Here is a 3627-nt window from a genome sequence, read left to right as displayed (position 1 = left end):
GGCGGTGCATTTCGTGGGTGAGGATCTGGATTTCCACCGGCTTGCCGCCGGGACCGATCACCGTGGTGTGCAGCGACTGGTACATGTTGAACTTGGGCATCGCGATGTAGTCCTTGAACCGCCCGGGCAGGGGGTTCCAGCGCGAGTGCATCGCGCCCAGGGCCGCGTAACAGTCCCGGACAGAATCGACCAGGACGCGCACGCCCATGAGGTCGTTGATGTCGTCGAAGTCTTTGTCGCGGACGATCATCTTCTGATAGATCGAGTAGTAGTGCTTTGGCCGCCCGGTGATCGTGGCCTTGATCTTCGCGGCCCTGAGGTCCTCGGTGATCTGGTTGCGGATGACCGCCAGGTTCTTTTCGCGTTCCGGGGTCCGGTCCCCCACCATGCGCACGATTTCCTCGTACACCTTGGGATAGAGGGCAGCGAAGGACAGATCCTCCAGCTCCCACTTGATGGTGTTCATGCCAAGCCGGTGGGCCAGCGGCGCGAAGATTTCCAGCGTCTCCCGGGCCTTGCGGGCCGAGGACTCAGCCGAGACAAAACGCCACGTACGGGCATTGTGGAGCCGGTCGGCGAGTTTGATCATCAGGACGCGGATGTCCTTGGCCATCGCGACGACCATCTTGCGCACGGTCTCGGACTGGGCCGCCTCACCGAAGCTGACCTTGTCCAGCTTCGTGACGCCGTCCACCAGCATGGCCACTTCCGGACCGAACTCGGTCTTGAGGTCGGCGAGGGTGTAAGACGTGTCTTCGACGGTGTCGTGCAGCAGGGCCGCGGCCAGCGTGGTGCCGCTGAGGCCGAGTTCGGCGAGGATGGTGGCCACCGCGACGGGGTGGGTGATGTACGGGTCGCCGCTCTTGCGCTTCTGGCCCCGGTGGCAGCGCTCGGCGACCACGAAGGCACGCTGGATGAGATCGAAATCCTCTTTGGGGTTGTTGGCGCGCACAGTGCGCAGCAACGGCTCCAAAATCGGCGAGTAGGCCGGAGTGCCACGGCCCGTCAGCCGGGCAAGTCGGGACCTCGTGCGCTCGCGCCGGCCGGGAAAAGTGGGCCGGGCACCGGAGTTGTCCACCGGCACGGGAACATCGGGGCGTCCGGGAACCACCAGGCCAGTCTGTGAACCCTGGCCTTGGCCCTTGTCCGCAGGTGCCTCCGGCACCGGCGTCGAACGTTCTTCCAATGGAGCACCTCTCGCGACCGGTTAATTATTCAAGTGTATTCCCGCAGCAGGATACTTCGATAACCGGCGGGGATACGGCGACGGGCCGGAGGCCGTCGAAAACGACGGTCTCCGGCCCGTTTGTGGCCGCTGGGGACGGTTCAGGCCGTGGCGGGCGACGCCGGCGACTCGGCCTTGGCTGCCGCGTCAGCACGCCTCTGTTCCACCCGTTTGGCCTGCTTGACCAGGTCGGGTTCTCCCTGCCGCAGCGCGGCGTAAAGCGGAGCCGCGATGAAGATCGTGGCGGCAGTGCCCACCAGGATGCCCACGAACAGCGCCAGGGACAGGTCCCGCAGCGTTCCGGCACCGAGCAGCCCGGCCCCGATGAAGAGGATCGCACCGACCGGCAGGATGGCCACCACCATGGTGTTGATGGACCGGACCAGGGTCTGGTTGATGGCGAGGTTGACCTCTTCGGCGAAGGTCCGCCGGGTGGAGGCCTGCATGTCCGAGGTGTTCTCCCGGATCTTGTCGAACACCACCACGGTGTCGTACAGCGAGTAGCTGAGCACCGTGAGGAAGCCGATGATGGCCGACGGCGTTACTTCGAAGTCGCTGAGGCCGTAAACACCGGCGGTCACGAACATCGTGACGGCCATGCCGACAAGTGCCGAGAGCGACATCTTCCAGGTCCGGAAGTAGAGCGCCATCAGGACGGCGGCCAGGCCCACAAAGATTGCCAGGCCCATCAGCGCCTGCTTCGTGACGTCCGCACCCCAGGTGGGGCCGACGAAGGTCGAGGTGACTTCGTTATCGGTCACACCGTAGGCCTTGGTGAGGCCTTCCTTAATCTGCAGCGTCTCGTCGTCGGAGAGCTTGTCCGTCTGGATGCGCATGGTGGTACCCGCGACGTTAGCCACGCGCGGCACGGATCCCGACACGACGTCCTTGACGGCCTTCTCGCCGAGGGAGGCCTCGGTGGTCTTGACGTTGGAGACCGTGAACTCGGAGCCGCCGCGGAACTCGATGCCGAGGTTGAACCCACCCTTGGCGACCGGGATCAGGATGGAGAGGGCGACGGCGATCCCGGCAATCAGGAACCACAGCTTCCTGTAGCCGACGAAGTCGTACGAGCGCTTGCCCGTGTACAGCTCATTGCCGAATGTTGAGAAGTTGACCATTTACTTGCCCTCCTTGGACGCGCTCTTGGAGGTACCGGCGAGCTGTGCCTGTTGTGCCTGCTCCTGCTTTTCGGCGAGGCGGCGTTCTGCAATGGTCATCCGGCGTTCTGCCTCGGCGGCGGCGCCGGTGTTCTTCGCGCGCACCACTGCCACGGGCTTGTCCTCCGGGGTCCGGACCCGGCCGGCACCGCGGTACAGCGGGACGGCGCCGAGGCGCTTCGGGTCCAGGCCCGAGAACCGGTGGCCTTCGCCGAAGAACTTGGTCCGGGCCAGCAGCTGCAGGGTGGGGTGGGTGAACATGAAGACGACGATGAGGTCGGCGATCGCGGTGAGGCCGAGGGTGAACGCGAAGCCGCGGACGTTGCCCACTGCCACGAAGAACAGCACGACGGCGGCGAGAAGGTTCACGGCCTTGGACGCGAGGATGGTGCGCTTGGCCCGCTTCCAGCCGTTTTCGACGGCCGAGACCAGGCCGCGGCCTTCGCGGAGCTCATCGCGGATGCGTTCGAAGTAGACGATGAACGAGTCGGCTGTCTGGCCGATGGCCACGATCAGGCCCGCGACGCCGGCGAGCGAAAGCCTGTAGTTTTCGGTCCAGCCGAGGATGGCGATGGCCAGGAACGTCAGCACCCCGGCGATCACGAGGGATGCCACGGTCACGAGGCCAAGGGCCCGGTACTGGAACAGCGAGTAGACAAACACCAACAGGAGGCCGATCACGCCGGCGAGCATACCCATGCGGAGCTGCTCACCGCCGAGGGTTGCCGAGATCTGCTGTTCGCTCTGGATTTCGAAGCTGATCGGCAGGGCACCGAAACGGAGCTGGTCGGAGAGGGCCTTGGCCGACTCCTCGGTGAATCCGCCGGTGATCTGCGGCCGGCCGTCGGTGATGACGGCGAGGGAGCGCGGGGCGGAGATGACCTGGTCGTCCAGGACGATTGCGAACTGGGATTTCGGATCCGAGCCGGTCTGGCCGCCGCCGGCGGCGTAGAACTGGTACAGGCGCTCGGTGATTTCCTTGAACTTGGTGGTGCCCGCGTCATCGAACTGGATGTTGACGGCCCATTCATTGGTCACGGCACCCTGGGCGCCGCGCTGCAGCTGGAACGAGGAGGACTTGATGTTCGAGCCCTTCACCTCCACCGGACCGAGGATGTACTTGATGGCCGGCGACTTGGCCGAGGCCGGCTCGCAGGTCACCAGCGGCTTGGTCGGGTCGGAGCGCTGCTGCTTGTCCTGGGAGGGGTTGTCGCAGTCGAGGGCCTCGAACTGCTTGTAGAC

At 65.1% G+C, this 3627-nt stretch carries 3 protein-coding genes; all 3 read right to left on the bottom strand.

The features are described 5' to 3' along the window. Positions 1-1111: bifunctional (p)ppGpp synthetase/guanosine-3',5'-bis(diphosphate) 3'-pyrophosphohydrolase (locus tag LQV45_RS20655; protein WP_374208260.1), on the bottom strand; the 1111-nt coding region annotated here is incomplete at its 3' end. Between the two features lie 215 nt (positions 1112-1326). Further along, positions 1327-2346 (bottom strand): protein translocase subunit SecF, encoded by a 1020-nt coding sequence (gene secF / locus LQV45_RS20650; RefSeq protein WP_230008622.1) that lies wholly within the window; start codon positions 2344-2346, stop codon positions 1327-1329. Next, positions 2347-3627: protein translocase subunit SecD (gene secD, locus LQV45_RS20645; protein ID WP_230008621.1), on the bottom strand; the 1281-nt coding region annotated here is incomplete at its 5' end.

Source organism: Microbacterium sp. Bi128 (assembly GCF_918698205.1).
The sequence above is the reverse complement of the archived record's forward strand: the minus strand, read 5'-3'. Positions and strand labels throughout refer to the sequence as shown.

What these genes read in the sequence shown, in the direction of transcription:
- secF (WP_230008622.1), bottom strand. Translation starts at nt 2,346, where the DNA reads ATGGTCAACTTCTCAACATTCGGCAATGAGCTGTACACGGGCAAGCGC.